At 41.1% G+C, this 24,855-nt stretch carries 25 protein-coding genes and 3 tRNA genes; 14 read left to right on the forward strand and 14 right to left on the reverse strand.

Annotated features, from left to right (window positions below):
• The gene (locus tag CHA01nite_RS02730; RefSeq protein ID WP_146939678.1) at window positions 1-852 is read right to left on the reverse strand and encodes a hypothetical protein; all 852 of its coding nucleotides are present in this window, start codon (window positions 850-852) and stop codon (window positions 1-3) included.
• A gap of 5 nt (window positions 853-857) precedes the next feature.
• The gene (gene pepE / locus CHA01nite_RS02735; protein ID WP_146939679.1) at window positions 858-1,550 is read right to left on the reverse strand and encodes a dipeptidase PepE; all 693 of its coding nucleotides are present in this window, start codon (window positions 1,548-1,550) and stop codon (window positions 858-860) included.
• 178 nt (window positions 1,551-1,728) lie between these two features.
• Between pepE and CHA01nite_RS02740 the strand changes: the two genes are divergently transcribed.
• Window positions 1,729-2,280: a hypothetical protein gene (locus CHA01nite_RS02740; protein ID WP_146939680.1), complete on the forward strand. Its 552-nt coding sequence runs from the start codon at window positions 1,729-1,731 to the stop codon at window positions 2,278-2,280.
• A gap of 713 nt (window positions 2,281-2,993) precedes the next feature.
• On the forward strand, window positions 2,994-3,647 hold the full coding sequence (gene fsa / locus CHA01nite_RS02745; protein WP_146939681.1) for a fructose-6-phosphate aldolase: 654 nt from the start codon (window positions 2,994-2,996) through the stop codon (window positions 3,645-3,647).
• Between the two features lie 58 nt (window positions 3,648-3,705).
• On the opposite strand, the gene CHA01nite_RS02750 is transcribed toward fsa, so the two are convergent.
• The 4 genes from CHA01nite_RS02750 to CHA01nite_RS02765 form a co-directional block, all read right to left on the reverse strand.
• The gene (locus CHA01nite_RS02750; protein ID WP_146939682.1) at window positions 3,706-4,275 is read right to left on the reverse strand and encodes a sugar O-acetyltransferase; all 570 of its coding nucleotides are present in this window, start codon (window positions 4,273-4,275) and stop codon (window positions 3,706-3,708) included.
• A 77-nt stretch (window positions 4,276-4,352) separates the two neighbouring features.
• Window positions 4,353-5,264, reverse strand: coding sequence for a GLPGLI family protein (locus tag CHA01nite_RS02755; RefSeq protein ID WP_146939683.1), 912 nt, complete (start codon window positions 5,262-5,264; stop codon window positions 4,353-4,355).
• A gap of 54 nt (window positions 5,265-5,318) precedes the next feature.
• Window positions 5,319-7,199 (reverse strand): M56 family metallopeptidase, encoded by a 1,881-nt coding sequence (locus CHA01nite_RS02760; protein WP_146939684.1) that lies wholly within the window; start codon window positions 7,197-7,199, stop codon window positions 5,319-5,321.
• A gap of 4 nt (window positions 7,200-7,203) precedes the next feature.
• Window positions 7,204-7,569 (reverse strand): BlaI/MecI/CopY family transcriptional regulator, encoded by a 366-nt coding sequence (locus tag CHA01nite_RS02765; protein WP_146939685.1) that lies wholly within the window; start codon window positions 7,567-7,569, stop codon window positions 7,204-7,206.
• 327 nt (window positions 7,570-7,896) lie between these two features.
• On the opposite strand from CHA01nite_RS02765, the gene CHA01nite_RS02770 reads away from it, so the two are divergent.
• Together CHA01nite_RS02770 and CHA01nite_RS02775 are read left to right on the forward strand one after the other, a co-directional pair.
• Complete coding sequence (locus tag CHA01nite_RS02770) at window positions 7,897-8,481, forward strand: hypothetical protein (protein WP_146939686.1); 585 nt, start codon at window positions 7,897-7,899, stop codon at window positions 8,479-8,481.
• A gap of 314 nt (window positions 8,482-8,795) precedes the next feature.
• A complete protein-coding gene (locus CHA01nite_RS02775; RefSeq protein ID WP_146939687.1) occupies window positions 8,796-9,002 on the forward strand; it encodes a hypervirulence associated TUDOR domain-containing protein in 207 nt (68 codons plus the stop codon).
• A 59-nt stretch (window positions 9,003-9,061) separates the two neighbouring features.
• Here CHA01nite_RS02775 and CHA01nite_RS02780 read toward each other — a convergent pair whose 3' ends face one another.
• Window positions 9,062-9,472, reverse strand: coding sequence for a hypothetical protein (locus tag CHA01nite_RS02780; RefSeq protein ID WP_146939688.1), 411 nt, complete (start codon window positions 9,470-9,472; stop codon window positions 9,062-9,064).
• A 336-nt stretch (window positions 9,473-9,808) separates the two neighbouring features.
• Between CHA01nite_RS02780 and CHA01nite_RS02785 the strand changes: the two genes are divergently transcribed.
• The 5 genes from CHA01nite_RS02785 (at window position 9,809) to CHA01nite_RS02805 (ending at window position 14,293) form a co-directional block, all read left to right on the forward strand.
• Entirely contained in the window at window positions 9,809-10,360 is a 552-nt protein-coding gene (locus CHA01nite_RS02785) for a histidine kinase (RefSeq protein WP_170234670.1), read from the forward strand.
• Between the two features lie 12 nt (window positions 10,361-10,372).
• Window positions 10,373-10,756: a LytS family sensor histidine kinase gene (locus CHA01nite_RS02790; RefSeq protein ID WP_146939690.1), complete on the forward strand. Its 384-nt coding sequence runs from the start codon at window positions 10,373-10,375 to the stop codon at window positions 10,754-10,756.
• Window positions 10,734-11,423, forward strand: coding sequence for a LytR/AlgR family response regulator transcription factor (locus CHA01nite_RS02795; RefSeq protein WP_146939691.1), 690 nt, complete (start codon window positions 10,734-10,736; stop codon window positions 11,421-11,423). The genes CHA01nite_RS02790 and CHA01nite_RS02795 overlap by 23 nt, the downstream gene beginning before the upstream one ends.
• Window positions 11,424-11,526: 103 nt before the next feature.
• Window positions 11,527-12,942, forward strand: coding sequence for a DUF3500 domain-containing protein (locus CHA01nite_RS02800; RefSeq protein WP_146939692.1), 1,416 nt, complete (start codon window positions 11,527-11,529; stop codon window positions 12,940-12,942).
• Window positions 12,943-13,003: 61 nt separating this feature from the next.
• On the forward strand, window positions 13,004-14,293 hold the full coding sequence (locus tag CHA01nite_RS02805; RefSeq protein ID WP_170234671.1) for a HupE/UreJ family protein: 1,290 nt from the start codon (window positions 13,004-13,006) through the stop codon (window positions 14,291-14,293).
• 507 nt (window positions 14,294-14,800) lie between these two features.
• On the opposite strand, the gene CHA01nite_RS02810 is transcribed toward CHA01nite_RS02805, so the two are convergent.
• From CHA01nite_RS02810 to CHA01nite_RS02820, 3 genes are all read right to left on the reverse strand, one after another.
• A tRNA-Met gene (locus tag CHA01nite_RS02810) sits at window positions 14,801-14,873 on the reverse strand.
• Between the two features lie 38 nt (window positions 14,874-14,911).
• Window positions 14,912-14,984, reverse strand: a tRNA-Met gene (locus tag CHA01nite_RS02815).
• A 41-nt stretch (window positions 14,985-15,025) separates the two neighbouring features.
• Window positions 15,026-15,098: transfer RNA gene (locus tag CHA01nite_RS02820), tRNA-Met, on the reverse strand.
• Between the two features lie 101 nt (window positions 15,099-15,199).
• Between CHA01nite_RS02820 and CHA01nite_RS02825 the strand changes: the two genes are divergently transcribed.
• Genes CHA01nite_RS02825 through prmC form a run of 4 tightly spaced genes read left to right on the forward strand, consistent with a single transcriptional unit; the run spans window position 15,200 to window position 18,152 of the window.
• A complete protein-coding gene (locus tag CHA01nite_RS02825; protein ID WP_146939694.1) occupies window positions 15,200-15,811 on the forward strand; it encodes an L-threonylcarbamoyladenylate synthase in 612 nt (203 codons plus the stop codon).
• Between the two features lie 24 nt (window positions 15,812-15,835).
• Entirely contained in the window at window positions 15,836-16,531 is a 696-nt protein-coding gene (locus tag CHA01nite_RS02830; RefSeq protein ID WP_170234672.1) for a CPBP family intramembrane glutamic endopeptidase, read from the forward strand.
• Window positions 16,532-16,535: 4 nt separating this feature from the next.
• Complete coding sequence (gene yaaA / locus CHA01nite_RS02835; RefSeq protein ID WP_146939696.1) at window positions 16,536-17,294, forward strand: peroxide stress protein YaaA; 759 nt, start codon at window positions 16,536-16,538, stop codon at window positions 17,292-17,294.
• A 3-nt stretch (window positions 17,295-17,297) separates the two neighbouring features.
• Window positions 17,298-18,152: a peptide chain release factor N(5)-glutamine methyltransferase gene (gene prmC / locus CHA01nite_RS02840; protein ID WP_146939697.1), complete on the forward strand. Its 855-nt coding sequence runs from the start codon at window positions 17,298-17,300 to the stop codon at window positions 18,150-18,152.
• A 52-nt stretch (window positions 18,153-18,204) separates the two neighbouring features.
• Here prmC and CHA01nite_RS02845 read toward each other — a convergent pair whose 3' ends face one another.
• A complete protein-coding gene (locus CHA01nite_RS02845; RefSeq protein WP_146939698.1) occupies window positions 18,205-18,858 on the reverse strand; it encodes a rhomboid family intramembrane serine protease in 654 nt (217 codons plus the stop codon).
• 302 nt (window positions 18,859-19,160) lie between these two features.
• On the opposite strand from CHA01nite_RS02845, the gene CHA01nite_RS02850 reads away from it, so the two are divergent.
• Window positions 19,161-19,544, forward strand: a complete 384-nt coding sequence (locus CHA01nite_RS02850) for a Fur family transcriptional regulator (RefSeq protein WP_146939699.1) — start codon at window positions 19,161-19,163, stop codon at window positions 19,542-19,544.
• 78 nt (window positions 19,545-19,622) lie between these two features.
• On the opposite strand, the gene CHA01nite_RS02855 is transcribed toward CHA01nite_RS02850, so the two are convergent.
• From CHA01nite_RS02855 to CHA01nite_RS02865, 3 genes are read right to left on the reverse strand one after another with little or no spacing between them, the layout of a single operon-like run.
• Window positions 19,623-22,205 carry a DNA gyrase/topoisomerase IV subunit A gene (locus CHA01nite_RS02855; protein WP_146939700.1) on the reverse strand — a complete coding sequence of 861 codons (2,583 nt, stop codon included), beginning with the start codon at window positions 22,203-22,205 and terminating at the stop codon, window positions 19,623-19,625.
• Between the two features lie 8 nt (window positions 22,206-22,213).
• Window positions 22,214-22,690, reverse strand: coding sequence for a hypothetical protein (locus CHA01nite_RS02860; protein ID WP_146939701.1), 477 nt, complete (start codon window positions 22,688-22,690; stop codon window positions 22,214-22,216).
• Between the two features lie 48 nt (window positions 22,691-22,738).
• On the reverse strand, window positions 22,739-24,628 hold the full coding sequence (locus CHA01nite_RS02865) for a DNA topoisomerase IV subunit B (protein WP_146939702.1): 1,890 nt from the start codon (window positions 24,626-24,628) through the stop codon (window positions 22,739-22,741).
• Window positions 24,629-24,855 lie beyond the last annotated feature (227 nt).

The following is a 24,855-nucleotide window of genomic DNA, read 5'->3' on the forward strand; positions in this document are numbered from 1 at the left end:
TTACCAGTCTTTTTCGAATTCTTCAAATTCGTCGTCATTAAAAAGGATCCGGTAATTTTCCGTCTTTTCAAATGACCGGTCACAGAAATTGGCAACTTCTTCATAACTGTCCTGATCCATACGAAGTAACATCTGGGATTGTTTCACGTATTCTGTTTTATCTTCATAGTCATCGAGTAAAGAGTCCCGCCAGGGTTCATCATTACATCTTAAACAGTGTTCTTCCCACAGGGCTTTATATCCGCAGATTTCGCAGTCTTTCAGGTTTTCAAAGATTAATCTGATCTTGTGTCGGTATTCTTCCGAAAACAGATGCAATGGAATGGATCTCAGCAACAGGTAATAGTTGGGATTTCCTGTATTCAATGAAATAGGCTTTTCATCACCGGATAAACAGACCCGTATTCCTTTAAAAGAATTGGGCGTTTCCACCTTTTTTATTTCACTTAGCTTAAAAAGAAAACGGTCGTTGAGAAAAACAGTGTCACCTTTAATATATATAACATCCACGTCCTCTATATAATGATTGATGCACAAAGTTACATCCCAGCCATTGACCACCCTTAATTTGCCCGCACTGCCGCATATCTCGCAGGTTTTAACTGATAAGGCTTCATATTTTGTTATTATTTTCTTGATTTCATTATTAAGGGGATCATCTTCGGAAAGGCTGTAGCAACGCAATCCGCCGAATTTTTCTTTTCCGCCGACCTTGTTATTCAGATTCCATCCCGCCAGGCAAAATTCGTAAAGCATATCACGGATGAGCTGATGCCAACCCGTACCGTTTAACTGGAAATTCAGGACATTGGCTTCAACGAACTGATCGGTTTCCTGTTTTGAATACTTCATAACGTCTATAGCTCAGAGCCCGCCTCCAGCTCATACGGCTCTTTATTTTTTTCAAAAATCCTCGTCAGTTCGGTGCCTTCTACCGTAATCCGGTCGCCTTTTCTACGGATCCAGTTTCCTTCGCGAAGGCCGACCACTTTGATATCATTCTGTGTTAAAAATTCTCTGATCCTGGTCTCCCGGGTTTCACCGTTGTGCTTCAGATCGGGATTCGGGTCGAGGTAATGCGGGTTGATGTTAAACGGAACCAACCCCATGCACTCAAAGCCGGGAGGATAAACAATCGGCATATCGTTCGTGGTTTTCATATTCTGTCCGCCGATGTTGCTTCCGGCGCTGCAGCCCAGATACGGTTTTCCGCTTTCTATATTTTTTTTCAGTACATCCATCAATCCTTCTTCATGTAACGTTTTTACCAGGAGAAACGTATTTCCGCCACCGGTAAAAAAACCCCTGGCATTATTAACGGCTTCTGCTTTATTCTCAAATTCATGAAGCCCTGCTGCTTTAATATCAATGGTATTAAAAAAAGACTTTGCCTTTTCTGTGTACTCATCGTGAGACATGCCTCCGGGTCTTGCAAAAGGGATGAAGATGATTTCATCAATCCCTTCATATAATTTAACGATTTCCTCTTTTAAATATTCTAAGTACTGTCCGCCGAAAAGCGTGGAAGTGGATGCGAGTATGATGTTCATAGATTTTAAGATTGATTGTCGCTTACAAAGATAATCCAAACCACTGCGAATCTAAAATTATCGTAAAAAAATAGTGGTTCCCGTTAATCTTTTCTAAAAAACCTTAAAGCTTCCGAATTTTATTTTTTCATAAAAAAGGAATTCTCTACCTTTATAACACGTTTAAAATGTAGGAATTATGAAAATGACAAAAATGAACAGAAACCTTTTATTAGGTTTGATATTGACAGGAGCCGTAAGTTTTGCCAATGCACAAACGACTCAGACAGATAGTACCGTAACGGCTACCACAGCCGCTCAGGCAACAGGAAATCCGGCGATTGATGCGCTGAAGAAGAAAATCGAAGCCAATCCTAAAGATACGGAATCCCTTGCTCAATTGGCAGGAGCCTACCAGGATGCATCCGACTGGATCAACGCTGTCGCTACATGGAAGAAAATATCAGCATTGCTGCCGGATTGGGCACCGTCTTACTACAGTCAGGCTTATGCATACCAGTCTGCAAAAGATGATGCCAATGCCAAACTGGCTTATGAGAAATACATCGCGACCGTAAAACCGGAAGAGGTGGAACAGAATAAAAAGAATCTGGCCTATGCGTACTTTTACGTCGCTTTCTCCGAACAACAGAATAATCCGGATAAAGCAAAAGAGCATATTGCCAAATCGCTGCAGTACGATCCAAGTAATCAAGAGGCGATTAAATTAAGCCAGGCTTTAAATTCATAGTGTTGAAAGACCCGATTTTTCGGGTCTTTTTTGTTTGCCGTTTATTGATGTCAATGGTCAATTTGCTGATGCAAGTGAATGGTGAATTTAAAGTGACCATTGACAATTGACAAGCGAAACGATTGACCTTTCATCATTCACCATTTAAAATGCGGCTACTCAAAACCACCCCGTCAAAAATCCCTTCAGAATTTTCGCCACCCCTCCAGGGGAGTGGAATTTCGGTTAAGATATGATTTGCGGTTTTGTGATTGAAAATCGAAATTTTATTTAAATTTATAAACGAAGCGGATTCACCATTTACATACTGCTACCATTTGCTGGGTGGAACGGCCCTGCGAACGGAAATAAGGCGGTTTTCTCCTAAAAAAACTTTGCGGACGCTGCGTTAAATCTCACTGCCTACCATGTTAAGCCTTCAATCTCCAAAATTAATAAGGAAAGCGGATTCACCATTCACACACTGCTATCATTTGCTGAGTGGAATGGCCCTGCGAACGGAAATAAAGCGGTTTTCTCCTAAAAAAACTTTGCGGACGCTGCGTTAAATCTCACTGCTTACCATGTTAAACCTTCAATCTCCAAAATTAATAAGGAAAGCGGATTCACCATTCACCATTAACCATTCACCATTCACTTTTTAACCTTAACCAAAATTAATTTCCTCCTCAAAAACGGAATGCCTATCTTTGTCATAATAAATCTCAAAACAAATGAAATTTTTTATTGACACGGCTAATTTAGAGCAGATAAAAGAAGCAAAAGACCTTGGAATCCTTGACGGTGTTACCACAAACCCTTCCCTGATGGCAAAAGAAGGCATCCAGGGAGCAGAGGCGATCAGGAACCATTATAAAGCGATCTGTGAGATCGTAGACGGCGATATTTCTGCGGAAGTTCTTTCGACGACGTATGAAGAAATGATCAAAGAAGGAGACGAGCTCGCAGCCATCCATCCGAACATCGTGGTAAAGATCCCGATGATCAAAGACGGAATCAAGGCGTTAAAATATTTTTCAGATAAAGGCATCAGAACCAACTGTACCTTAATTTTCTCTCCGGGACAGGCGCTTCTTGCAGCAAAAGCAGGGGCTACCTATGTTTCTCCTTTCTTAGGAAGACTGGATGATATTTCAACCGACGGGTTAAACCTGATCCGCGAGATCCGTCTGATCTTTGATAACTACATGTACGAAACGGAAATTTTAGCGGCTTCCATCCGTCATGGAATGCACATCATCGACTGTGCGAAGATCGGGGCTGATGTCATTACATCACCGCTTCCTCCGATCCTGAGCCTTCTGAAACACCCGTTAACAGACAGCGGACTGGCTCAGTTTGTTTCAGATTCCCAGAAATTGGCTTAATCGCTGATTTTATTATATAACAAAAAAGCGCGGAAATTTTCTTTCCGCGCTTTTTTTATTACGGATGGTTTCCCGTAATCGTTTTGATGATCCTGCACGGATTTCCGACAGCTACAACATTGTCCGGAATATCCTTCGTGACGACACTTCCCGCCCCGATTACCGAATTATTCCCGATGATAATCCCAGGAAGCACAACGACATTGCCGCCAAACCATACATTGTCTCCTACTGTTATCGGATGTGCAGATTCCAAGCCTTCATTCCGTTGCTCCACATCGAGCGGATGACTGGCCGTATAAAAGCTGCAGTTCGGGCCGATAAACACATTCGTTCCGAAGGTTACTTTTGCACAGTCTAAAATTACCAGGTTATGATTAGAATAAAAATTTTCACCCACTTCGATATTGTATCCGTAATCGCACCAGAAAGTGGGTTCAATACATATATTTTCACCGGTTTTTCCTAAAATTTTCCTGAGTAACGAAGTTCTGCCTTTGGAATCCGAATTTTTCAGGTGGTTGTATTCCTGGCAGAGGTCCTTGGCTATTAATCTTTCATTGATGAGTTCCCTGTCATAATTCGCATTGTACAGAAGCCCCTGTTTGCATTTTTCTTTTTCAGTCATTATTAAACATTAACAATTTACCTATTAAAGATAATAAAAAAACAGGATAAAGATGCCTTTATCCTGTTTTAAAAAGTTTAGCGGTATAAATCCAGCTCAATCTGATTGTTATCTTTTGCCATCTCTTCTTTTTGACTTTTCTCGATCATCCTCAGAACCTCTGCCTGGCTGGCATTACTTCCATTCATGATGATTTTTGTATTTCCGCCTGCCCCCGAATTGGCCAGCATCTGCTTCATGTTCTTAGCCGGATCGTTCGCATAGTCTTTCCATGCTTTTCTGAACTGGGCATTGGTAAGTTCAATACGCTTTTCACCCGGGTCCATTAATTTTAAAACCTGGGCAGAGGGTGTGTCATTAGCCTGCGGTCTGTTTTGTGGTGCCGCCACCTTTTTGTTCCCGGCAAGGATCATCCTGTGGGATCCGGTAGCATCCTCGATCTTTACGATAAGTCCCGGAAGCCCGCAGAATTTGTACGGTCCGTCCTGAAAAGGAAGTTCGGTCGTAAACCATGCGGTCCACTCTCTTCCGCCAAAGCTTGTTGTTGCCTTCTGAGTGTTATAATCTCCGATTTTTTGCTTATCCGGTAATATTTTCCATTCTATTTTTCTGTCTTCTTTCACTTTGTAATTGTCGCCGCCTATGCTGGTGAGTAAATAGGTGGTAAAGCCCGGATATTCTTTAACGACTCTGTTTTTATTTTCCGTACCTCCCATCATAAAAGCTTTTGTACGGCCTCCGGCTGATGCCTGCATTGCAGTTCCTTTCAGCATTTCGGCAACCTTGGCCAATTGTACAGAATCCGAAACAAATGCATCACGGCTGAAGTACTCAGAACCTTTGGCACTGATATCAAGATACATGAGTTCCTTTTTTACGTTCTGTTTGTTGTTGGAATCCGGAATGTAGGAATAGTCATAGAAAAAACGGTTGATCTGTGCATTTGCGAACGTGCCCAGAAGAATAAGAGCAAAAATGTAATTCTTCATAATTGTATTTTAATTTTAATATTCAGTCCTCAAACCAGGGCCTGAGGTATTGTGTTATTTTGTTTCAATCCTGATCTCCCCGGAAGCCTTTGATCCGTCAGCTGATTTTTTGTTGATGTTGACAGACCGGATATTTTTCGGATCAAGAGCCTGCATCTGTCCGTTTGTTGATTCTTTTCCGTCAATATAAATTTTGATATTTCCCATATCTCCATCCATATTTTTAATTCCTGAAGCCATCATCGACTGATCTTTCAGGTTGATCCTGATATTATTGGCATCGACTTTAAAATTCTTTTCGACAGGGAATTTTTTTAAAGCATTGCTGAATACAACAACTTTCCGGTCACCGTCCAGTACTCTTCTTTCTGCTTCAAGTTTTGCCCTCTCACCTTCAAGTTTCGCCCGTTTTTCTTCCAGTCTGGCCCTTTCTTTTTCAAGCTTTGCCCTTTTTCTGGCCATTGATGGTGATTCTTTTTTGCCGGATGCCGATCCTTTTATGGCTTTTTCCATCTCCGGAGACCATTTGATATCTTTTGTATCTTTGAAGGTATAGACTTTTACGTGAGGAGCATCAGCTGTTTTTGAATCAAAAGAATAATTAAAATCAAAATCCGACATTTCAACCGGTTTACGATCGCTTTCCTGAATGATTTCCCAATCTACCGTCCTTTCGGGTTTATTATTTATTTTAAAATCACCATCATTAAAATTGATATCCTTTCCGTCCATTTTAATGATCATTCCCGACTTCAGAAAATCTTTTGAAACACTTATTTTTGCAATCTCACCTGAAAGGTCTCTGATTTCTTCAAGTTTTTTGTAGTACTCGTCGCTCTCAGGCTTGAGCTTCATCAGAATCTCGGTTTTCTTCTGGAGTTTCTGACTTAAATCTGAAATTTTGCTGTCATCATCCGCTTTTCTGTAAATTTTCGCAGCAGGCGTAGTTCTTTTCAGATCCGGAACAATGGTATCTTTTCCGATGGCAGCCGTATCTTTTTCAGTCATGACTATATCATCTTTGCCGATCCGGGCAATTGCTTTTTTAATTTCGATATTCGTGGCTCTGATCTCCTGGTTTTTGGCATTTACCAGATAGGCAAACGCTACGGTGAATACCACCGGCAATGCCAGGATTCTTCGCGCATATCCGAATTTGGTTTTGGGTTTCTGTAACATTTTTAGTCGTTTTTTAAGGTTTGAACTGAGAAACGGACTGGTGGCAGGCAACGGGTTTCCGAAAAAGTGGCTCGCCAGCAGCATCTGCGCAAATGCCTGGGTGTCCGATTGCTTAACGGCCTTTTTATCGGCCAGGTATTCATGGATTAAACTGATTTCTTTTTTGATGAGATGAAAGAACGGATTGAACCAGAATATCGAAGTAATGATCTCGATAAAAATTTTATCGAAAGAATGTTTTTGTTCGATGTGCACCATTTCGTGCTTCAGGATCTGTGTTCCGATATCGGAATTCAGCATGATGGAATTCTTCCAGAAAAGATTCCTAAAATAAGAAAACGGGGCTTCCGAAAGATCGGTCCGGTAAAAATTGATGCCGTCGAATGTTTCTTTCGGAAAACTGCTCTTCAGCTGACGGATCCTGAAGATCCCGTAGGCGAATCTTCCTAAAAAACAGAAAGAAACAAGTCCCAGAGCCGAAAAAATAATTCTAAGATAAAGGTCGTCATCATCTGAGTTTTTGATGGTATTGAAATGTTGTATCTGATCTATCAACTTGTATACATCACTGCTTACTTCAATGGTAAAGTCTTCAACCTTTATCAGTGGAAGCAGAAGTGAGAGGAGCATCGCAGACAAAAGATAAAATCTGTTGTAGTGATGAAACGTCCTGTCTTTTAAAGACAACCGATAATACAGAAACGTTACACCTGAACATAAAATAACTTTGCCGAAGTAGAGAAGTACAGGTTCCATAGGGTCAGTTTTTCTTTTTAAGTTCGTTTAAGAGCATTTCAAGGTCTTCCACCGTCATCTCATTTTTCTCTACCAGAAAAGAAACGGCGCTTTTATAAGAACCTTTGAAATAATTTTTCACCAGGCTTTTCATGGTCTTGCCGGAGTATTGTTCTTTGCTGACCAGCGGAAAATATTCGTGTTGTCTCCCGTATACATTGTAATCGACAAATTCTTTCTCTTTCAATACTTTCAAAATGGTGGAAACCGTATTGGTATGGGGTTTCGGCTCCGGGAAAAGATCAAGGACGTCTTTTAAAAATCCTTTTTCAAGTTTCCATAAATACTGCATCACCTGCTCTTCGGCCTTCGTTAACGTCTGGTTTTTCATATTCTGCTTAATTAAGGTGATTCAAATCTCACCTGTTCCATATCACTAAAGAATTAGTTATACAAATGTAGAAATAAAATTCATTCTAACAACTATTTTTTTAGTGATAAAATATTTTTCTATTTAAATATTTGATAACCAACACTATAAATTTTATATGGATTTATTGGATTTTGAAACTCTATAAATTATTACCTGTCTAATCATTATAAAATACCATATTTATAAATAATATCCTTAAAACTTGTTAAAATTTATTAAATAAAATTAAAATCTATTTGTTTAAACCGGGAAATTATATTTATTTTAGTGCTTTAAAAATTTCTCATGAAAAGATATAATTTATTAATTGTACTGTTATTACTTATTTTTAACCTCACCACCGCCCAGAAAAAAGGTTCTCCGGCAGCCGATTTCAGTGCCGTAGGTGAAGCTAAATCTAAAATTGAGGGTACAGTTCCGTTGGTGATCAAGCATTTAAAGGAAGTGAGCGAAAAAGAAAACGATCCTGCGATTCTCTCCAATGGTACCGCTGCTCTGGCTAAAGAATATGGAAAAGTGGAACTTGAATGGAGGCTGTACCGGGGCAATATGAACAACTGTATCCTGAACAATTCTTCGAAAAAGGCTAAAAAATGTATGCAGTATCACAATGATATGTTCAGAGGAACGCTGATTAATTATAACAATTACATCACCAACCTTACCCGAAAGAACGGATACCTGGGTGTAGACGGTGATACAAAATTAAACTTCAACCCTGCTGAAGTCACCACCAAACTGAGCGAATCTTTCTTTAACGGGAACGATGCGGCAAACCGGATGAAAGGAGATCAGAAAAAGGAATTCATCGGCCAGACCATGAAAGATGATAACGCGCTGACACCTTTTAACCAGCTGGCAGCCCAGTAAGGTATTTTTTTAATTAAATGATACGATCCTGCTTTAAATAGCAGGATTTTTTATTTGCCTTGATCTTATACAACCGGAACAAAAGAGATCTGCGTCATCTGCAAATCTGCAAGAGCAAAACAGAATCCGAAGTTGTTTCAAATCGGAAAACTGGGCAAATATTAAAATGTGACGGGTTTTTGAACCTGTCAGATATAGCGGTCATCGATACACCCAAGATCTGCAAAATCTACATGCGAAAAATTAAATTCAATAAAAAGGATTTTCTTCATGGCACAATAAATGATTCTACCACTCCAAACAAAATCAACAGAATGAGCACATTGAAAAAAGGAGACATGGTAAGATGGGATTCCAGCAACGGGCAGACCCACGGGAAAATCACCAAAGTACACACAAAGGATTTTACTTTTATGGATAAGCAGCGCCGCGCTTCTGAGGAAGAACCTCAATACGAGGTGATGAGTGAGAAATCAGGAAAGTCGGCCGTGCATAAAGGATCAGCACTGAAAAAAATGTAAAAAAATTGCCACATCAATCTGTGGCAATTTTGATTTTTATAAAGCTCTGTTAACCAGTTTTATTTTATTTTGTCATAAATAAACTTCGTGATAACCGCTCCAAACAGATAGTAGGCAACCGTCATCACTTTTTTCCGGGTGTTTTCTGCTACAGGCTTTTCATCCAGTCCCAGTTTTTCAGGGAGAGCCAGAGCACCGAGTCCCATGGCCAGTCCGGAAGCGATATTGAAACCGCTGGTGGCTGTGGTGGCATAATACATCCCGTTGCCGATAACATCTCCCGCCAGAGTGGCGGCGTACAGCTGATCCTGATTGGTAATTTTCATATCGGCTTTATCCAGGGCCTTATTTAAAGCTTCTTCACCGACTTTATTAATTTCAGGCACATTATCAAAATTTCTCCGGACTGCTTCGTGCAGAAGGCTGAGGGCAATCGCTCCGCCCAGACCTGCGATGATTTTTTTATACATATTCTTTAGATTTAATGGTGTTTCTAGTGAATTGCATAAATTGAGCCATACCTTCCCGGTATAAACTCCTTTTGAAAATTCAATAAGTATTAAAAATCCAGTCAGGAATTTATAATCCGGAACTTTTATTAGGACTGTCAACAAATAATTATTAATTTCGATCTCAAATTATACATTATTGTATTTGATTTAATATCAGTTTCCGTAATTGTGAATAATAAATGGAAAATATTTTGTTTTGCGACAGGGAGCGTTATTTTTCTCTGTATCCCCGTCATCTCCTCTCCTGATTTCGGTACAGGCCAGAATCTTTTCACAATTCCAATGTTTCTGAGAATGTTCAGCTCATACGTCGGGATCCTGTTTTTCTTTTATCTGAATTATTTTTATTTCATTCCTCAGCTCTATTTCAGGAAAAGATATATTTTATTCGTCATTGCATTAATAATGATGTTCCTGATCCTCGACAATTTGCCCACGATGATTTTTGCCCATTGGAACGGCTTCTTTCAGGAAGTAAAACCTGTAGGGGGACCTCTATTTCATCCTTCTGATATCGGTCCTCCTCGTGAAGCCAATAAAAAACCCATACGGCTGCCTGAAAATATTTTCTTCCAGTTTTTCCTGATTGTTTTTATTTCCCTGCTTTTAAGGGTAAGTATGAGGCTGAAAGAAACCGAAACCGAAAAATTAAAATCTGAAGTCGCTTATCTTAAAGCACAGATTAACCCCCACTTCCTTTTTAATGTTCTGAACAGTATTTATGCACTTACCATTTCAAAGTCTGCTGAAGCTCCGGATGCCGTACTGCGTATATCCAGTCTTATGCGGTACCTTACGAATGACAGCTCAAAAGATTTCGTACCGGTGAATGATGAGCTCAGCTAAATAAAGGATTATGTGGCTTTACAGGAATTGAGGCTTACTTCCAATACCCGCCGTACATTCCGGACAGATAAAGATCTCAGCTGCCAACTTCAGATCGCACCCCTGATCCTGATTGCATTTGTTGAAAATGCTTTCAAATACGGAGTCCATCCGGATATAGCATCCGAGATACAGATCGCTATCACAATAGCCGGCACTATGCTCAGATTAAATGTATATAATACCAAAGCAGCAGAACCCGACGGCGAAGAAAAAAATGGAATCGGAATCCATAATACCCGGAAGAGGCTCAGGCTTCTCTATCCCGATGAGCATACGCTGACCATTGCTGAAAATCATACTTCTTATTTTGTTGAACTTACCCTTGATCTAAATGTTAAAAGCCATAGCCATTGATGATGAACCTTTAGCGCTGACCATCATATCAAATTTCAGTGACAGAACGGAAGGACTTAAACTTGAAAAGACTTTTTCAAGTCAGCAGCATGCCCTGAAGTATATCCGACAACATCCTGTAGACCTTTTATTTCTCGACATTCAGATGCCGAAAAAGGATGGTATTGCATTTTATAAAAACATAGATCGCAACCTGCCGGTTATCTTTACCACCGCTTTCAGTGAATATGCGGTGGAAGGTTTCAATCTCAATGCAGTTGATTACCTTATCAAACCGTTTTCGCTGGACCGTTTTCAGGAGTCGGTAAAAAAAGCTTTGCAGAGAACGGAATATATTACCAAAAACAACGAGCAACGGCATATTCTGGTACGTTCCAACTACAAACTCCATAGAATCAGCCTGGACGATATCACATTTATCCAGGCGATGGATAATTATGTGATTATCTTTCTGGTTTCAGGAACAAAAGTCGCTACGCAACTGCCTATGAAAGAAATTCTTTCCAAGCTGCCCAGCAATGAATTCATCAGGATTCACCGGTCTTATATTATCTCGGTCCCACAAATTATTTCTATCGGAAACAAATCTGTTCTGATCAGCAATTCCGAACTTCCTGTAGGGGAAAAATTCAGAAAAGACATTGAAAATTTACTGGATTATTCCTAAAAAACACATTTTGCCCCTACAAAACACTTGTTTACCATTTATTTTTAACTGATAAAGAGGAGATAATTACATTTGTAATACAAAACCAATAAATTATCAGATTATGAAAAAAATTAATTTTATAACCGGCGGTTTGGCGGCAGCATCTTTATCATTGATGAGTTTCATTGCTTATAATAAGTATGATCTCAATCTCCTTGTTCCAGACTATGCATTTAAATCGCCACAAAACCTTCCTAAAGCATCTGCAAGACACGCAGCATTTACTGTTTCAAGTGTTGTCAGTTCCGCACAGGCTTTTAAAGCAACTTTATCAACTTCACAGATTTCTACTCTTCAGCAGACCTATACCACCGCGCTGGCTAAAAAGTGGTCTAATCTCCCCTGCGGATCAGGATGCCGTAAAGGGATTCAGTTTTCCTCATTGTCCGCTGTTCAACTGACTGCAGCAAAAGCCGTGCTGGCAGAAGCACTTGGAGCATCCTCCAACCAGGGGTATGACCTTGCCATGCAGATTTTAAAAGCAGATGATTATCTGGGTTCCTACGGAAGCGGAAATTCAGGATACAGCTCCGGTATTTATTTTATTTCATTTCTCAACGAGCCAAGTACAACCGGCAAATGGATGCTTCAGTTCGGTGGGCACCACCTCGCTATTACAGTAGCTTTCAACAATGGCAAAGTGGTTGGAACGACACCGCAAATGATGGGTGTAGAACCTACCACCTTTACTCAAAACGGAACCACCTACAGCCCGCTTACGCCGAAGCATGATGCGATGACTGCCATGCTGGCCTCCCTGAGTTCTGCTCAGCTGGCTTCTGCAAAACTGACCACTACTTTCAGCGATTGCCTGATGTCACCGGGAGAATCCAACGGGAACACGAATACCATGCCTACCGTAAAACAGGGACTGATCTGCAGCGGATTTACCACAGCACAGAAAAACCTGGTGCTTGCAGCCATCCAGGCCTGGGTAAACGATACAGATAGTGCATCGGCAACTGAACTGATGAACGCTTATACGAACGACATCAATTCTACCTATATCGCCTGGACAGGAAGCGGAACAGCAGGTTCTTCCAGCACCTTTCTGAATGCCAACACCAACTATGTAAGAATTGACGGTCCCGGTGTATGGATAGAATTTGTCTGCCAGAATGGGGTAATCATTTCAAACCAGATCCACTATCATTCTGTATGGCGGGACCATATACGGGATTACGGCAACGACCTTTCCAACACTGCGCTGGGAACCGTTGAAATTACCAGTAATGCTGTGAAGTCGGTAAAGATTTATCCTAATCCGGCTTCGGAAACCCTGAATGTCCAGGTGGCTAACACCTTGAAGAATGCTGATATTTCAATATTTGACGCTTCGGGAAGATCCATTACTTCGGTTAAAAATATTTCCGGAACAACGGCAAATATTCCGGTAGGAACATTACAAACCGGTAATTATGTGATTACCGTTTCTGATGCCAACCAGAATTTCACCGCAAAGTTTATTAAAAAATAACGCTGTTTTACACCATTTAATTTGCTTTGTCAGAATATTTCCGGCGAAGCTTTTCTTATATATGAAAAATAATACGGTACTTCTTTCCTTCTTTTTCCTTTTTGTGACAGGCATTTTCTTAAAAGCCCATCCCATGCCGAATTCGGTGCTTCTGCTGGATGTTTATCCGGAAAACATCAAGCTTCAGGTTCAGATTCCGCTTAAGGAAATGGAATTTGCCGTTCCGTTCGATGTATCTGATACGTCTCAACTTACGTCCGGCAATAAAGCGCTGACAAATTATCTCAGTCAGCATATCGGTATTACCGGAAAACGGCAGCTCCCATGGGCTATGCATCTGGACCGTATTCTGGTAAAAAATACTACCCAGAACGGAACCGGTGAGTTTTTTGAGCTGATCGCTGAATATACCGCCGTCCCGGCAGATCATAATACAAGACAATTTACGTTATATTATGATGCCGTTATTCATCAGGTCAATTCCCATCGTGCTTTGGTTTCCATACGTCAGGATTGGGAAAACGGAATTATCGATAATCAGGGCACGGAAATAGGGACTGTTGGCTACAACCTGGATACCCAAAAAGCGACGCCCCTGAATGTTGACCTCCGGAAAGGAAGTAACTGGAGAGGGTTTATCAGTATGGTGAAGCTTGGGACCCAACATATTTCCGAAGGCACGGACCACCTTATGTTTCTTCTGGTGCTATTACTCTGTGCTCCGCTTACCTATTTCAACGGGAAATGGATCCTTAGTAGTGATCTTAAAAGTTCACTGCTGAAAATATTGAAAATCACAATTTCTTTCACCATCGGACATTCGCTGACGCTTATCCTTGCCAGTCTGGAAATTATAAACTTTCCCGTGAAAACAATTGAAATTATTATTGCACTATCAATTCTGGTCACCGCGGTGCATGTTATAAAACCTGTATTTCCCAATAGGGAAAATATAATTGCGCTTGTATTCGGACTTATTCACGGGCTGGCTTTTTCCACAGTCCTTTCGGAACTCCATCTCTCTGCATACCGTTTGCTGATCAGCTTATTAGGGTTCAACATCGGCATTGAAGCCATGCAGTTTTTGATCATCATCCTGCTTATTCCCTGGCTACTGATCATCAGCCGGTATAAAATTTACGGTGTGCTTAAAAATGGGTTAGCGGTTCTGGCCGGTTTTTCAGCTTTGGCCTGGACAAAAGAAAGATTTTCCGGCCAGGAGAATTTTATATCCCGGTATTTAAATGCTTTTACTGAAAATTCAATTTTGTTTGTTTTGTTCCTATTCCTTTTGACGATGGTGGTATTTTTAGGATCACAGATAAAAGGTAGAGGGAAGTCACTCAGATAAAAAAATACAGAATTTTTAATGCTATCGGTGTAAAGAGTGGATTTATTCCAACCACAGGTTTTTTAGTCGCGATGGTACCACAACGGGCTCAGCATGAAACATTTCATGCAGTAAATCACAGTTGTGAACGTTACCAAACTTCCAAAATTCTGATCAGTAACAAAAGTTGAGGAAGAAAAATTTAAATGCTATCGACGCTAAGAATATATTACATTAAAAGTGTAGATTTTTCGTTCGCAAAGGTACTTCGACGAGTTCAGTATGACACATTGCATTCAGCAATTGATCATTGTGAATATTATCATAATTCCGAAATGATAAAATTCTGGAAATCACGATATCGTTTAGTAGAGTAAGATGAAAGCCGCTTTTATCTTTCAAAACAATACAACTTTTTCACTAACCCCCCCAACTTTTGTAACTGATCCGCTTTTATCTTTCATCAGCAAATTTAGCATAATGACAGAAAAAACCGGTATAGCTTATACTATACCGGCCTGTATTTAGTAGCGGGAACCGGACTCGAACCGATGACCTTCGGGTTATGAGCCCGACGAGCTACCTACTGCTCCATCCCGCGGTGTATTTTTAAAACGCCTACCGAAAGCGTTATCTTAGTAGCGGGAACCGGACTCGAACCGATGACCTTCGGGTTATGAGCCCGACGAGCTACCTACTGCTCCATCCCGCGGTATATTTTTTAAAACGTTACCGACAACGTTTGCTACTTAGTAGCGGGAACCGGACTCGAACCGATGACCTTCGGGTTATGAGCCCGACGAGCTACCTACTGCTCCATCCCGCGATATTGGACTGCAAATATACGATAATTTTTTAAAAGTCCTAATTTTTCCTGTAAATAAAGCCTATTCATGAAAATTATTTTAATATTCGTATCTTTGAAGTATGGCAAAAATATTAAAAATTTATCCGAACAACCCTCAGGAAAACCTTATCAATGAAGTGATTAAAACGTTAAATAACGGTGGACTGATTATCTACCCGTCTGATACCGTTTATGCGTTGGGCTGCAATATTTTTGATATTAAAGCGATGGAAAAGCTTGCCCAGATCAAAAAAATCAAGCTGGAAAAGGCGCAGTTTTCGATTATCTGTAACGATTTAAGCCACCTTTCTGATTTTACGAGACCAATTGATACCTCAACATTCCGGTTTTTGAAAAGCCATCTGCCGGGACCGTTTACATTCATCCTGGATGCCAACAAAAGCCTCCCGCTTGCTTATAAAAATCATAAAACCATCGGGATCCGGGTTCCCGACCATCCGATTCCTCAGCTGATCGTTGAGAAGCTCGGGCATCCGATCGCATCCACTTCCATTAAAGATGACGATGAGATCATCGAATACTCCACCGATCCTGAACTGATCGCAGAAAAGTACGATCATCTGGTAGACCTTGTTATTGATTGCGGCTATGGAGACAATGTGGCTTCTACCATCGTTGATCTTACTTCGGGAGAACCGGAGATTATCCGCCAGGGAAAAGGTGAAATTTAACGGCAGTTCGGGTTTCTGATGAGTATGAACGGAAAATATGCTTTGGGAATTCTTCTGACTTCCCTATTGCTGGGTGCTGTCATGCTGTATGTATTTCCGCTGATTCATCTGATCTCAGGAGGAACAGGCAGCGCTACGGCAATATTCACGTATTCGAGAGCAGTCCTGTGGATTGTCTTGTTCACTGTGTTCCTGTACAGCTTTATGATCGAGAAACAGCCGTTCCTGCTCTGGAAAGATAAGGCCTACTCTTCAGGCTTTTATCTTAAGAAAATTTTCAGCCTTTACCTGATCTGTGCTGTCGGAGGTGCTTTCTTAAATCTTTTAATTAAATTTGCCACACAGGAAAATACGAGCGGTAAGCTACTTCAGCTTTCCCACGTTTTCAGAAACAACTATGCGTTGATTATTTTTACCTGCCTGACAGCGGGCGCGGTAGAAGAACTGCTGATGCGCGGATATCTACAGCCGAGAATTGAGAAAATATACGATAACAGATATGCCGGAATTATCGTCTCTGCCCTGCTTTTCGGAATTCTGCACAGTGCGTACGGAACCGTCGGACAGGTTGTAGTACCCTGCTTTATCGGAATTGTTTTTGCCGTATTCTATAAAATTTATTCTAATATTAAAATCCTGATGATTTGTCATTTTCTGTATGATTTCGTATCGCTGATGATGATGAATTTTATGGATATCAAACATTTATCTGTATTTTAACTTTATGAAAATAGTTACTTCTCCTGCCAAGCTCATGAACGTGGAAAATTCAACCGACCTGTTGAAAACCACGACTCCTAAATTTATTGAACAGGCAGCATTCATCCATTCTTTTTTAAAACCCAAATCTCCGAAATACCTTTCCGAGCTGATGGAAATTTCAGCCAAGCTTGCGGATGAAAACTGGGAGAGGAACCAGCAGTGGAAAGCAAAACCGACGGCAAAAGAATCTGCTCCGGCATTATTCGCTTTTACAGGCGAGGTCTACCGCGGACTGGATGCCAAAACACTGGATAAAGAGGCAGTGGATTACCTTCAGAAAAACCAGAGAATTCTTTCCGGGCTGTACGGGCTTTTGAAACCTTCCGACAAAGTGATGCTTTACCGGCTGGAAATGGGAAGGCCTTTCGGGTTCGACGAATATAAAAACCTTTACGAATTCTGGAGAAATAAGATCACGGAACAGCTGAATTCGGAAATGAAAAAGAACGAAATTCTCCTGAATCTTGCCAGCAATGAATATTTCAAAGCCGTAGACCGTGAAAAGCTTGATCATCCTGTGATTGATTTTGACTTTTATGAATTAAAAGACGGTAAGTTGAAAACTATAGTTGTGTATACCAAACATGCAAGAGGGATGATGGCAAGATTCTGTGCACAGACCAATGCACAGACGCTGGATGATGTGAGAGCTTTCAGTTATGAAGGCTATTTGATTGATGAAGAGAAATCAACCGATACAAAACTGGTTTTCACGAGATAAAAAATGACCATTTCAGAATTTAAAACCCATTTCAAAAAAGAGCTTTCCGGATTATATACTGATTCCGAAACCCGTTTCCTCAGCAGTATTTTCATCGAAAAGGTTGTCGGGTTCAACTCTTTTTATCAACGGCGGTTTGCTGATCAGGAATTGCTGATCGATGATGAAGAACAGCTTGTAAGGGCTGTCTCAACCTTGAAAACCGGCCGGCCTTACCAGCATGTCCTTGGGGAAACCGAATTTTACGGAATGACATTTTTCGTCAATGAACATGTGCTGATCCCTCGTCCCGAAACGGAAGAGCTCCTTGAATTCGCCATAAAAAAAATCAGGAAGTACGAACTGACCTGTACTGAAGATTTAAGGATTCTTGATATCGGAACCGGCAGCGGCATTATTCCGCTGGTGCTGAAAAAACATTTTCCGCAGGCCCATATTTCCTCAGTCGATTTCTCTGAAAAAGCATTGGAAACGGCAAAAAGAAATGCGCATTTTCATAAATTGGAGATCAATTTCATCCATTCCGATTATCTGAATTTCCAACCTGAGGAAGTATATGATATTATCATTTCCAATCCGCCATATATCGGAATTGATGAGGAGTATGAAATCGAGCAGTCGGTAAAAGGTTTCGAGCCGATGATGGCCCTTTTTTCCCCGACCCCGGATGCCCTGATTTTTTACCGGAAGATTGCAGAAGATGCGAAGAAACACCTACTCAGTAACGGATTATTGTTTTTGGAAATCAATCAGAAGCTGGGTCCGGAAACGCTGGATCTGTATCTCCCGCATTTTTCCGAAGCGGAACTGATCAAAGACCTTTCGGAGAATGACCGGTTTGTTTTCGGGCGGAAGTAAAAAAGCAATGAACTTTGAGTTCATTGCTTTTTGGTATATCAAATAAGACTTTTTATCGGATTTTCTTATTTACAAAAATTTCATAAGCCAGGTAAATTAGCGGTAATGCCATAATTCCGATATATAAAGCATTGGCCATTGCAGATTGCGGCTGATTGATAACGGCATACAATAATCCGAAGAAAGCACCCCCTAAATGAGCTGCATGACCGATATTATCCTGTTGATTTGGGTTCAGCATCATGTATACGGAGTAACTGAAATATGCAAGACCAAAAATATAACCGGGAATTCCTATCGGAATAAAAAACATATAGATTTCAAGATGAGGAATTAATGCTATAGATGCAAATAAAATCCCCGATACGCCGCCACTTGCGCCTATGGCAGAATACCACGGCTGCCTTTGATATACGAATAATGAAAACATATTGCCCAAAAGGATCGATCCGAAATAAATAATTAAAAATCCAATACTTCCGAATCCCTGGATAACAACAGGACCAAAGAAATACAACGTAAGCATATTAAACACAAGATGCATGATATCGGCATGCAGGAAGCCTGAAGAAATTAATCGTACATACTCTTTCCGGTTCAGAATTGCTCCTACGCTAAACTTATATTTTTCGAAATTACTGCTTCCGTTGGGTGCAATAAAGCTTATAATCGCCGTAATGGCTATAATTAAAATCAGAATATTCATTTTAAATGTTATAATTTTGAGGATTTTTAAGCAAGTTGTATGCTACTCTACCCTTTGATGTGTTTACTATTTCAGAAAGTATAAAAATACAAAATTTCAAACGTTAAATGAATAGATACTTATTTTTTATAAATCTTAAAGTCTACACTTATGGAGTAAACATGGGTATGTTAATCCTTCCTCCCCGAAGCTTAAACCAGATTACGGAATGGCTCAGATTAAGGAATAATCCGTATTTTGAAATTATATGTAAATTTGTATAGGTAAATGGCAGTTAACCCTACTATATTTTATCTATTTATATGAAGCAGATCAGGAATACCCAGGCTAAAACGGAGATTTTAAATATCATTAACCATTCTGATGTGGCGCTGTCGCATGCCGATATCCAGAAACAGGTCGGTGATCTGTGCAACCGGGTAACGACCTACCGTGTTCTGGAAAGGCTTGAAAATGAAGGCAGCATCCATAGAATAACAAATGTAGACGGCGTCGTTAATTTTGCAAAATGCAGCCATGCCTGCCATACCGGAGAGCATACCCACGACCATATTCATTTCAACTGTGAGAAATGTCATAAGGTAATTTGTATTGAAAATGCGGTTCCACTGATCAGCCTTCCTGAAAATTTCAGCATCAGCAGCTACAACCTGGTGATCAGCGGGCTCTGTCCGAAATGCCGTTAATGGCTGATGGATAATTCCAAAATAAAGACCAGCTGAATCAACAGTTGGCCTTTTATGGTTGTAACTAAAATGCTGTTCTTATTCTTCACTGTCCTCACCGTGGAATAGATTCCCGATGGCTCCGTCCTCATCAGATGAAGCAGCAGGTTCCGGTTCTTCATAGACTTCAGGCTCTTCTTCTGAAGGTTCAGGAACGGTAATGTTGATGGTCTTTACCTTAAATTTGGTGAACTGGTTGCCGATGGCTTTGATGCCTTTTACCGTAATAAATTCATCGATGATTACCGTTTCGGGCTCACGCTCTTTTCCTTTGTCTTTGGCAAAGATAATCTCAGCCGTTGCCCCGTTGGCTACAATAATGTTCTCAATAAAGGATTTCGGATGTTCCGAAGGCATAAAGGTCTGAACATTCGGTGTATTTTCGAACAGGAACCTTTTGATAAAGTAAATATCCTTTTCGCCGTCGTAATAGATGCAGGTTACCGGCTGATTCGGCCGCCATTTTTCAAGAACCAGGTATTGGTCATCGAACCGGTTGCCCAGATCAAAGGAAATCAGCTTTGCTTCACCATTGGTATTGATCGTCAGGATTTTATCGTCGCCTTTAAAATTCCCAAGCAGGCTTCCCCTGCCGTCTGCATTCAGCCTCCGCACCGTATCGTCAAACCAGATCTTCCTCGGTGCCAGTGTAGACACGCCTTCTTCCTTAAGGTCCACTTTCTTCACCGAATATTTGGTAACCAGGTTCCCTTTGGAATCACGGCCTTTAATAGCAAGCTCGGAGAAATCGAGGTCCATTTTATTTTTGCGGATTCTCGGGTTGGGTTTTAAAAGGACGGTAACCGTTTCCGCCTCTCCGTTCGGGTTGGCTGAAAAATAAAGCATTTCCGAACCCTTTTTATCGGAAGCCAGCGGATAATCGGTATTCCGGGTTACGCCAGTTACCGAAAAACGCTTCATATAGTAAGGGCCTTCCCTACCTTCCCGGTAGATCATATTGTATACCGTTCGCTTATCATTTTTCTTCCAGATGGCGACATGCACGATATCTTTCCCGATGAACGTTTTGGCTTCCACTTTTACCACTTTCATACTGCCGTCTTTCCGGAACGTGATGATGTCATCAATATCCGAACAGTCAAACAGGTATTGGTCTTTTTTCAGGGAAGTTCCGATAAAGCCTTCTTCAAAATTAGCATAGAATTTTTCATTGGCCACAGCTACTTTGGTAGCATCGATGGTATCGAAAATCCGGAGTTCGGTCTTCCGCTGCCGGTCTTTGCCGTATTTTTTCTGGATGTTCAGGTAATAATCGATGGCATACTGTACCAGATTAGCCAGATGATGCTTCACCTGCTCGATTTTACCTTCCAACGCTGCAATATTTTCTTTGAATTTGTTCAGGTCGAATCTGGAAATCCTTTTGATTCTGATTTCCGTAAGCCTTAAAATATCCTCTTCCGTAACGGCTCTCAAAAGATGTCCGGTATGCGGCTTTAAGCCTTTGGCAATCGTTTTCAGCACATCTTCCCAGGTTTTTACTTCTTCAATATCGTGGTAAATCCTGTTCTCAATAAAAATTCTTTCCAGAGAAGAAAAATGCCAGCTTTCCTGCAACTCGTGAAGTTCGATCTCCAGTTCCTTTTTAAGGAGGGAAACCGTATGGTCCGTATTCATTTTCAGAATTTCGGACACATTCATGAACATCGGTTTATCGCCGACAATCACACAGGCGTTCGGCGAAATCGTAACCTGGCAGTCGGTAAAGGCGTAGAGTGCATCAATTGTTTTATCCGGAGAAACATCGTTGTGGAGATGAATCAGGATCTCAACTTTATCCGAAGTATTATCTTCAATCTTTTTGATTTTGATCTTGCCTTTTTCATTGGCTTTCAGGATTGAGTCGATCAGGTCGCTGGTGGTTTTGGAATAGGGAAGTTCCGTAATGATCAGCGTATGTTTATCCAATGGGGAAATCTTGGCCCTGGCTCTTACTTTTCCGCCCCGGTGCCCGTCATTGTATTCGGAAACATCCAGATAGCCGGCCGTTAGAAAGTCTGGAAATACCTCAAACTTTTTCCCTTTAAGATAAGCTACGGATGCACCGATCAGTTCATTGAAATTGTGCGGAAGAATTTTTGTGGAAAGTCCGACACCGATTCCTTCAACACCCTGCGCAAGCAGCAGCGGGAATTTTACGGGAAGGTCGATCGGCTCATTGTTTCTGCCGTCATAGGATTTTGCCCATTCCGTTGTTTTCGGGTTGAAGACCACTTCCAACGCAAAAGGTGTCAGCCGGGCTTCGATATATCGGGCTGCGGCTGCAGAGTCTCCGGTATAGATATTCCCCCAGTTTCCCTGCGTATCGATCAGAAGTTCCCTCTGCCCGATTCCCACCATCGCATCGGTAATGGAAGCGTCACCGTGCGGGTGATACTTCATGGTATTTCCGACGATGTTGGCCACTTTATTGTAACGCCCGTCTTCCAGCTCCCGCATGGAATGCATAATTCTTCGCTGAACGGGCTTGAATCCGTCATAAACTGACGGGATGGCCCGGTCTAAAATTACATAAGAAGCATAATCAAGGAACCAGTCCCGATAAAGTCCGGAAACCTTTTTTAAGCTGTCACCCTCATTCGGGTATTCTTCTGTTATCATTTACTTTATTAACTCTTTTTCTCGTTATTGGTTTTCACCACTTTATGTAAGGAGAATCTTAAATCATCCACTTCTTTTCTTGTAAGATAAGAAATTTCATATTTCAGAATCGTAGAGCCGCTGTTTTTACTCGAGATGGTGATGTAAAGTCTTTTTATGATGAAAAGATTGATGATCTCAAATTTCAGCAGCTTATATTTCGGAAATTCATCGCTTAACGGCTTTTGCAGGAAAGGGATAATGTTTCTGTTTCTGAAGTGAAGCGCTTCTCCGTCGCTGTCATATTCAAAAACCTGCCTTCCGCTGATATAAAACAGGATGATAATAAATACCGGAACAATAATCAACAGCAGGCTTTCCTTTCCTAAAACATCGAATTTATACTCTTCTAAAATAAAGGCTCCGACCCCTCCGATCAGGAACATGGCCAGAAGGCTGTTTATAAAGCTGTATACCGAAGTCTTCTTACGGTTGCTTAATCTCATTATATTAATTTGCTTTTGTGGTTTGTGGTTTGTGGTTTTTGTACTGCGCTAGTTTTCAGCAGCAGCCTCCGTCAGGATCTCTTTTTTATCGATGTCAGGATCTTCAACAACAAGATTCTGAAGAATAAAAGTCTGCCGGTCGGGTGTATTTTTTCCCATATAGAATTCGAGGAGCTGCTCGATCGTCTGATCCTTTCCGGCTACAACGGGCTCCAGGCGGATGTCTTTTCCGATGAAGTGCTTGAATTCATCCGGGGAAATTTCCCCAAGCCCTTTAAATCGGGTAATCTCCGGATTCTTGCCCAATTCGTTCAGCGCTTTGATCCGCTCCTGTTCGGAGTAGCAGTACCTTGTTTCCTTCTTGTTTCTTACCCTGAACAGCGGTGTCTGAAGGATGTAAAGGTGACCGTTCTTTATCAGATCCGGGAAAAACTGCAGAAAGAAAGTAATCATCAGCAGGCGGATGTGCATGCCGTCTACATCGGCATCGGTCGCAATAATCACCTGGTTGTAACGCAGGTCTTCCAGGCTTTCTTCAATATTCAGGGCTGCCTGCAGAAGGTTGAACTCTTCGTTTTCATAGACTACTTTTTTTGTAAGCCCATAACAGTTCAGCGGTTTACCTTTCAGCGAAAAAACGGCCTGGGTCTCTACATCACGGGATTTGGTAATCGATCCGGATGCAGAATCTCCTTCGGTAATGAAGATCTGGGTTTCCCCTTTTCTTTCGTTTTTCTGATCATTGTAATGCTGCCGGCAATCGCGGAGCTTTTTATTGTGAAGCGATACTTTTTTTGCCCTCTCCCGGGCCAGCTTCTGGATTCCGGAAAGTTCCTTCCGCTCTCTCTCGGAGATCAGGATTTTCCGCTGGATCGCTTCGGCGACTTCCGGATTCTTATGCAGGAAATTATCGAGTTTGCTTTTGAGAAAGTCAATAATGAAGGTACGCACCGTCGGACCATTGGGACCGATGTCGTTGGATCCCAGTTTGGTTTTGGTCTGGGATTCGAAAACAGGCTCTTCCACATTGATGGAAACGGCAGCTACAATAGACTTTCTGACGTCCGAAGCATCGAAATTCTTATTAAAAAATTCGCGGATGGTTTTCACATAGGCTTCACGGAAAGCGTTCAGGTGGGTTCCGCCCTGGGTGGTATTCTGTCCGTTAACGAATGAAAAATAGGTTTCCGTCTGTGACTTGTCGGTATGGGTAATGGCCACCTCGATATCATTGTCTTTCAGGTGGACGATCGGATAAAGGGTTTCACTTTCCAGTTCTTCATCCAGCAGATCCTTAAGCCCGTTTTCTGAATAAAACGTTTCACCGTTGAAAAGGATTTTCAATCCGGGATTCAGGTAAGCATAATTTCGGAGCATTCTTTCGATATACTCTTTTCTGTACTTGAAATGCAGAAAAATGTCGGCATCCGGGATAAAGGAAATCTCAGTCCCGTTACGGTCTGAAGAATCTTTTTCTTCAAAATCTTCTTTAATGATACCCCTTGAGAATTCAGCGGCTTTCATTCTTCCGTCGCGGAAAGAGCGTACGCGGAAATAATCGGAAAGGGCATTTACCGCTTTGGTACCCACCCCGTTCAATCCTACAGACTTTTTAAAAGCCTTGCTGTCATATTTTCCTCCGGTATTCATTTTGGACACGGCATCCACTACTTTCCCCAAAGGAATTCCACGGCCAAAATCACGGATCGTAACTTTACCGTCGTCTAATTTTATTTCAATTCTTTTACCGGATTTCATCCTGAATTCATCGATGGAGTTATCCAGGATTTCTTTCAGCAAAATATAGATCCCGTCGTCGGCGGATGAGCCGTCTCCCAGTTTCCCGATATACATTCCGGGACGCAGACGGATGTGCTCCTGCCAGTCGAGGGTTCTGATATTATCTTCGGAATAGATTGGATTTATTTCTTGTGACATATATAATTTCAGAAAACATACAAAAGTACGAAATTGCCGAAAAATATCCGAATATTTCAGTTCATTTTTTATGAATATTTATTAAAAAATGTTGGATTATTATCTATGATATTTTATCTTTACATTACTCAATGCGAAGTGAAAAACAAATTTTGATTATCTTTAAAAGTATCTGAATAGAAATGGATAATTATTAAAAATTCAATGATTTAAACTTAAAATTAACA

The organism is Chryseobacterium hagamense, assembly GCF_007991455.1.
Lineage (GTDB): Bacteria > Bacteroidota > Bacteroidia > Flavobacteriales > Weeksellaceae > Chryseobacterium > Chryseobacterium hagamense.